Origin of the sequence: Corynebacterium sp. ACRPE, from assembly GCF_022347435.1 — a bacterium.
GTDB classification, from domain to species: Bacteria; Actinomycetota; Actinomycetes; order Mycobacteriales; family Mycobacteriaceae; genus Corynebacterium; species Corynebacterium tuberculostearicum_D.
In genome coordinates this window covers 47,437-54,268 of the sequence record NZ_JAKRNA010000015.1, presented here as the reverse complement: position 1 = coordinate 54,268, position 6,832 = coordinate 47,437, and the positions used below count along the sequence as shown (strand labels likewise).

At 53.9% G+C, this 6,832-nt stretch carries 9 protein-coding genes and 1 tRNA gene; 7 read left to right on the top strand and 3 right to left on the bottom strand.

What is annotated here, in order from left to right; all coding sequences use genetic code 11:
* On the bottom strand, positions 1-760 hold a 760-nt coding region (locus MHY13_RS08400; protein ID WP_239282838.1), incomplete at its 3' end, for an IS256 family transposase.
* 232 nt (positions 761-992) lie between these two features.
* Here MHY13_RS08400 and MHY13_RS08395 point away from each other — a divergent pair.
* The 4 genes from MHY13_RS08395 to MHY13_RS12280 all read left to right on the top strand — a co-directional run bounded on the left by MHY13_RS08395 (position 993) and on the right by MHY13_RS12280 (position 2,869).
* On the top strand, positions 993-1,610 hold the full coding sequence (locus MHY13_RS08395; protein ID WP_204610596.1) for a bifunctional 2-polyprenyl-6-hydroxyphenol methylase/3-demethylubiquinol 3-O-methyltransferase UbiG: 618 nt from the start codon (positions 993-995) through the stop codon (positions 1,608-1,610).
* 387 nt (positions 1,611-1,997) lie between these two features.
* Positions 1,998-2,186: a hypothetical protein gene (locus tag MHY13_RS08390; RefSeq protein WP_204611472.1), complete on the top strand. Its 189-nt coding sequence runs from the start codon at positions 1,998-2,000 to the stop codon at positions 2,184-2,186.
* On the top strand, positions 2,155-2,382 hold the full coding sequence (locus MHY13_RS08385) for a helix-turn-helix transcriptional regulator (RefSeq protein ID WP_367398079.1): 228 nt from the start codon (positions 2,155-2,157) through the stop codon (positions 2,380-2,382). Before MHY13_RS08390 ends, MHY13_RS08385 begins: the two co-directional genes overlap by 32 nt.
* Before the next feature lie 199 nt (positions 2,383-2,581).
* The gene (locus MHY13_RS12280; protein ID WP_367398078.1) at positions 2,582-2,869 is read left to right on the top strand and encodes a helix-turn-helix domain-containing protein; all 288 of its coding nucleotides are present in this window, start codon (positions 2,582-2,584) and stop codon (positions 2,867-2,869) included.
* An 18-nt stretch (positions 2,870-2,887) separates the two neighbouring features.
* Here the strand turns inward: MHY13_RS12280 and MHY13_RS08380 are convergent, their stop codons facing one another.
* A complete protein-coding gene (locus tag MHY13_RS08380; protein WP_204610598.1) occupies positions 2,888-3,628 on the bottom strand; it encodes an SDR family NAD(P)-dependent oxidoreductase in 741 nt (246 codons plus the stop codon).
* A 241-nt stretch (positions 3,629-3,869) separates the two neighbouring features.
* Positions 3,870-3,957 (bottom strand) — tRNA-Leu (locus MHY13_RS08375).
* Positions 3,958-4,156: 199 nt separating this feature from the next.
* On the opposite strand from MHY13_RS08375, the gene MHY13_RS08370 reads away from it, so the two are divergent.
* From MHY13_RS08370 to MHY13_RS08360, 3 genes are read left to right on the top strand one after another with little or no spacing between them, the layout of a single operon-like run.
* Positions 4,157-4,990: a DUF3662 and FHA domain-containing protein gene (locus tag MHY13_RS08370; protein WP_239207738.1), complete on the top strand. Its 834-nt coding sequence runs from the start codon at positions 4,157-4,159 to the stop codon at positions 4,988-4,990.
* Between the two features lie 25 nt (positions 4,991-5,015).
* Positions 5,016-5,468 (top strand): FHA domain-containing protein, encoded by a 453-nt coding sequence (locus tag MHY13_RS08365; RefSeq protein ID WP_005329668.1) that lies wholly within the window; start codon positions 5,016-5,018, stop codon positions 5,466-5,468.
* On the top strand, positions 5,465-6,829 hold the full coding sequence (locus MHY13_RS08360; RefSeq protein ID WP_239282836.1) for a PP2C family serine/threonine-protein phosphatase: 1,365 nt from the start codon (positions 5,465-5,467) through the stop codon (positions 6,827-6,829). The genes MHY13_RS08365 and MHY13_RS08360 overlap by 4 nt, the downstream gene beginning before the upstream one ends.
* Positions 6,830-6,832 lie beyond the last annotated feature (3 nt).

Genomic DNA, 6,832 nt, shown 5'->3' with positions numbered 1-6,832 from the left:
AGACGATAAAGACGTCTTTGACACCACGGTTAGAAAGATTGGCGCATACCTGCGCCCAAAATGAAGCGCCTTCTTCTTTGGCAATCCACAATCCTAAAATGTGTTTGATGCCGTCAAGGTCTACACCGATTGCCATGTACGCACTCTTGTTGACTACCCGGCCGCCATCGCGGACTTTAATGCGCAGCGCGTCCAGGAAAATGACCGGGTAGAACTCATCTAGCTGGCGGTTTTGCCAGACCATGACCTCATCCAAGACGGCGTCAGTAACCGCTGAAATCGTCTCATGGGAGATATCAACCCGCATCGCCGTTGCCATGTGGTGCTGGATATCCCTGATTGTCATCCCACCGGCGTACAAGCTGACAATCATGTCATCGACATCAGTTAAACGTCTCGAGCCTTTAGGGACCATAGTTGGGATAAACGTCCCAGTCCTGTCTCTGGGGATATCCACGGTGACCGGCCCGTAGTTAGAATCCACGGTCTTTGGATACGACCCGTTGCGGTGATTGTCTGTCCCAGCTGCAGCTTTGCCGCTCCTATCACCAGACTCGTAGCCGAGGTGGGCATCCATCTCGGCATTCAAACCCCTAGTAATCGAGGCTTGCAGCATGCCGCGAACCAGGTCATTGGCATCCGTTGTGGACGTGCCTAGGTCGTCAATCAGTTTCGCGATTTCAGGGTTAGCAAGAAGCTTCTTTTCAATCGCATCAATCTTGGCCTTATCGGCCGGATCTCGTCTTGTCACAGTAGTCATTCTGGCTTATCTCCTTATGCGGGATCGGTTCCCACACACAAACCATCAGACACTCTCTCAGCGGCCATCGCAGGGTACTTCCTTTCGAGGATAGGTAAGAGTTGATTCGAAAGGTACCCGCGATGGTCGCCTTCATGCACACCGGCACAAGACTTACCGCGGGCTACAGATACACCACGTTAGGGGACGCAACCAATTCAGCTCCATCCAATTCGGTAAAATTGACCATGCCATGACAAGTCGCTGGAATCACAACACGGCCTACCATTCTGAACTGCTCGCCGCTGCCCCGGGGCCGGATTCGAAAGTCCTTGACGTTGGTTCGGGAGACGGACTGCTAGTCAGCAAATTCGCGGAGGTAGTCCATGACGTAAGAGGCATAGACTCAGACCCCCATGCAGTCAAACAGGCTAGGGCCCTTCTGGCCACCGTCCCAAACGCAACTGTAATTCTCGGCGATGTTTTCGACGCCCCAGAACTACTAGGACAGCAGTTCGATCTCATCACGGCAGTGGCAACACTCCACCACCTCCCACTCGAACCGGCACTCAAACGGCTCGCAGAACTCCTATCACCCGGAGGAGAACTATTCGTGATAGGGATTGCCTCCAACAAAACTGCGGCCGACTGGTTCATCTCCGGAGCACTCGTCATCCCAGTACGTTTGATGAGTAAAGCCCATCGTGAGGAATATTATCCCGGTATGAAGACTTCAAAACCACAAAAGTCGCTGAAAGAAATTTGCGACATAGCCAAAATTGTTCTCCCCGGATGCCGCATTCAACGACGTTTTTACTACCGATACACACTCAGGTGGACTAAACCATCCGGCGGATTTACTAACTCCTAATCCAGCAACCCAACCACCTGGCACCGACACATTCGACAAGTCAGTAGCCCCTCGGTCAGGCCGGTAACCTTCCACCCCTGCACGAAACGGGGCGAGTGAAAAGCATTTTTGGAACCTCATCGACTTTGCTCTCCAAGAGAGCCCAGCACCTCTACTCACACCCCAAAACCGGAAAACCAAAACAGCAGATTGGAGACTCTTTCAAGCTTTCTGCTTTAAGAACGAGCCAAAAGGAAAGATCGACTTACAGAACCGACTTTCCCCTCTCTGTTAGGAAAATTCATAGCGATCAATAAGCGTTGATTTGACCTTTCCTAGGCATTAAATGGTTGTCATTGTGTAAAGTATATTTACGTCACCGACGTTAAAGACATCCGAGGAGGAAATGTGACTAAGCAACGCACCCTGGTAGCAACCGTAAACGTCTTAATCATGATGGCCCTAGTGACTCTTTACTCTCAGGGTTGGGGCAATATCTATGTATACGCTGGCCTGGCAATGCTAGCGGTGGTTTTTGGCGGTGTTGCAGTGGCTCAGGCCGTTGATGTCAGTGACAAAGATGCAAACGCCCGATAGAACAAACAACATGCTAAGAACCACGCGAATTCGGAAAGGGCTAACCCAATCGAAACTTGCGGAATCCGCAGGAGTATCACGCCAAACAATCTATGCCGCTGAGCAGGGAGCCGATCTGCGCCTTTCGGTAGCAAAAAGGGTGGCAAATGTTCTTCAATCAACAGTGGACGAGCTTTTTAGCCACAGCCCGCGGTAAGACGTACGCGCATTCGCCCGATAAAGTAAAGGCTAGGGCATCTCTTATCAACAGGCTGAGGCTACCGGGCTGAACCCTTGAAAGTGGGCATCGGAGATTGAATCTATGCCGTCAATTTGAGGGTACGGAACAAAACCCGGGGCACTTCAATTCACAAATTCGCTATGCGCGATTTACACATTGACCGTAGGGTAAGAGTATGCCGCTGACACTCGTTTCCTTATCAACCGCCCCAACACCCGACTTGCTTCGAACACGCATCGGACAAGCACTTCGCCAAACGCGGATAGCACAATCCAAGACTCTCCAAGACGTAGCCGATGAGGCAAACCTGTCACGATCCCACCTATCAGATATTGAACGTGGCAGGAAAGAAGCATCCTCAGAAGTCATTCGCAGCATCCACCAATCCTTAAACCTCAGCATCGACGATTTACTCGACCGCGCCTCACACTCGTCGAATCAGGGCCTGTGCCTAGCAGCCTAAACACATCCAAGCACCGATTTACAGTCCGCCTGAGGCCGTAATCATTTGGCCAGTAACCCAGCGCGACTCTGGCCCCGCAAGGAAAGCGGCTACCTTTGCAATATCTTCCGGGCGGCCCAACCTACCCATAGGGGTCATCTGTGCGAGCTGTTGCCTTAGTTCCGGGTCCGGATTGGCCTCTTGCTGGCCGTCGGTATCTGTTACTCCTGGCCGAATTGCGTTGACCGTAATATCTTTAGCTGCAAGTTCTTTAGCAGCTACTTGCGTCAGTGCTTCCAAAGCAGACTTCCCCGCGCAATACTCAGCGATCCCAGGTTGCGGCAACAAAGTATTCAACGACGAAATATTAATAATGGAACTTCCCTGAGGCATCGAAGGAGCAAGATGCTTAATAAGCAGGAAAGGGGCCGTCGCATTAATAGTGATGGCCTTATTCCATTCGTCTAACTCAGTATCAACTATGGGCCCGATCTCAGTTCCGGCACTGGCGTTGTTGACAACGACATTAAAAAGACCTTCTTGCGCTAGCTCTTTAACCGTTTCTTCGACAGAATCACTGGCACTTAGATCTGCACGTACAGCACGAACCTGATAGCCCCGGGACGACAAATCAGTGACCGCCTCATCCGCAGCGGTGCGGTTACTATTCCACGTCAGTACAACGTCGTACCCACCCCGTGCAAGGGTTTCTACTACCGCACGTCCAATACCACGCGACCCACCAGTAACTAATGCGGCTTTCTTCGTTGATTGTTCCATGCCGTCAATAATCCCCATCCCCACATGAAAAAGCCACGGATTCCGCTCCTAGCGAAATCCCTCCGAACTCGCGAACCCATACCCCATCGTCACATCAAACATTGCCCTCAAACGGGATGTGCGCCCTCAATCCCCGCACGTTCAATCCTCGGCCCTTAAAAACCGGAAAACGAAAGAAACCGGAGGTAACATACCCTTTCGAGTTTGTTACTTCCGGTCGTGCAGTTTGTTCAACTGCTCATGGTGCCCGGGGCGGGACTTGAACCCGCACGTCCTTATCGAACACTGGCACCTGAAGCCAGCGCGTCTGCCAATTCCGCCACCCGGGCAGGGTGTGAATGTCTTAGCGACTTGATAAAGATACCACGAATGCTCCTCAGAACTACAAATCTGCAGGAAAAATAAACTATTTCGGGGAAGGAGCGGCGAAATTTCTGGGAACTTTCGCGTCGCCATCTACGTTTCGAGGGGGTGAACAAACTATACTGATCGCTACTGATCGCTGCATGGTGGAAAGGAGAATGGCTCGTGGCGTTTTTGGAAAAGCTGGCGAAGCTGGACTCTGCCATGCAACGCGGCCTTGATAACGGCATGGCCCTTGTTTTCGGCGGCAAGGTCGTTCCCGCAGAAATTGATGAGCTTTTGAAGCAAGAGGCTCAGGACAATCTCGCGCGCGGCGACGATGACAACCTTTATAGTCCGAACGTAATGACTGTGGGTGTCTCCTCCAAGGATTTGGAGAACTTGTCGCAAGATCGCAATGTGCCGGCCGATTGTGCAGACCAGTTGACGCGCTTTATTCGCAATAGCGGATGGTCCCTCGCGGGCCCCGTGATTGTGCGAGTGGCAGAAGAATCTGGTTTGCGCACGGGTCAGCTTCGCGTGTCCTCGTTTATTGATCACGAGCCCACGGAAGAGACCGGTTTTGAGGCTATTTTCCACGACTTTGATGGTCAGGAGGACCAGATGACAGAGCAGCACGAGAATACTGCTGATGATGCGGTAACTACCGCTTTCATTGCTCCAGATAGTCAACCCGCCCCGCAGCCGCAGGGCCCCGCAGTCAACCTGATGCTGCAGGATGGCTCCTCGCGCGTTTATCACGTGCAGGAAGGCTCCAATATTATCGGCCGCAGCAACGACGCGGACCTGCGCCTTCCGGATACGGGCGTATCCCGCCAGCACGCGGAAATCACCTGGAACGGCCAGGATGCGGTTCTGGTGGATTTGCAGTCCACTAATGGCACCACCGTGAATGAAACGCCGATTGATAATTGGCTGCTGGCCGATGGCGATGTGATCACCATGGGCCATTCCCACATCGAGGTCCGCATCACGGGCCTTGATTCGCACAGCTACTAAGTTCAGTTAAGGAAGGGAGGTCGCCATGGATGCAGTCATCATGCTGGCGCTTCGCATCGGCTTGTTGGCTCTGCTTTGGATTTTTATCCTGGTGGCCTTAAACGCCATGCGCCGCGATACTAATAAATCTGCTGGGGCTATCCGCCAGCAATCGAAGAAGGTGGGGGCACCGCGGCGTCGGGAAGCGATTAAGCAACTGTCCATCGTTGAGGGCCCCTTGCAGGGATCCCATATGGAATTGGGCACGTTGGAGGACTGCACGCTAGGCCGCGCCTCTGACTGCGACTTTGTCACAGGCGATGATTATTCTTCCGGCCACCATGCTCGGCTATTCCGCCGCGGTAGCGAATGGGTTGTGGAAGATTTGGAATCTCGCAATGGCACCTTTGTCAATGGCGTGCGCATCGACCAACCCGAGGTAGTCGGCGCGGACTCCGAAATTAAGCTGGGGCGCACTACCGTGAGGTTGAACGCATGACACTGAAGCTGAACTTCTTTGCTAAGTCCGATCGCGGCCTCATTCGCGACAACAACGAGGACTCAGGCTACGCCGGTCCTCACCTTTTGATCTTGGCCGATGGCATGGGTGGCCACGCGGCGGGCGAGGTTGCCTCCGAGCTGATGGTCAACCACCTAGAAATCTTGGACCAAGATCCGGGCCAGGAAGACACCAAGGCCCTGCTGGAAGCGGCCGCCGAGCAGGCCAATGAGGCCATTAGTGATCACGTCAAGGCCCACCCAGAAACCGAAGGCATGGGCACCACGCTGTCCACCATGCTCTTTAATGGCACTGATTTCGGTGTCTGCCACGTAGGCGATTCCCGCGGCTACCTGCTGCGCGACGGCAAGCTCAAGCAGATCACCAAGGACGATACCTATGTGCAATCCTTGGTGGATAAGGGCGAACTGGACCCAGGCGACGTCTCGTCGCACCCGCAAAAGTCCCTCATTCTAAAGGCCTATACGGGCCGCCCGGTCGAGGCAACGCTATTTACCCTCGACGCCAAGCCCGGCGACCGTATCCTGTTGTGCTCCGATGGGCTTTCTGATCCGGTAACAGCCTCCACTATTGAAACCGCACTGGGGCAAGGCAGCATCGAACAGGCGGGATCCGCGCTGGTAGACCTGGCCATCCGCTCCGGAGGTCCGGATAATGTCACCGTGGTTATCGGTGAAGTGACCGAGGAAAGCCCCCAGGAGCACGAACCATTCCGCGTAGGCGCCCTCGCGGGTCCTACGGAAGAACCAACCCATCCGGATTCTTCCGCCTCGCGGGCGGCACAGCTCTCCCGCAAACCCCAGGTAATCCCCCCAGCCGTTATGGCGGACAGGGAAGACGAGCGCACTGAGGCGAGCGATGACGAAGCGGAGGAGGAAACTTCCGGCCGAAAGATCGGCTGGAAGGTACTCATTGCCTTGCTCATCGTCCTAGCGTTGGTCATCGGTGCCGGACTGTGGGCGAAGAACTTCTTGTCCAATAATTACTACGTGGCTACCAACGAGGCACAGGAAATCACCATCCAACAGGGTGCTGATTACTCCGTCTTTGGCAAGGAACTACACTCCACGCACCAAAACGTGTGCATTAATGACAGCAACTCGCTGCTCTTTTCTAGCCAGCCGTGCGAGGGCGACTTCACGCCGCTGAAGGTCACGGACCTACCGGAATCTGAACGCAGCGCCGTCGACCATCTCTCCACTGGTGATCTAGGTGAGGTACAGCAGCAAGTCAATGATTTGGGCGATAAGGCGCTCAAGCCATGTATCACTGCGCCGAGCCAAAAAGATAAAAAAGATGCCAAGAAGAACAAGCCTGGCGTCACCTGCCGGGAGGTGTAGGTT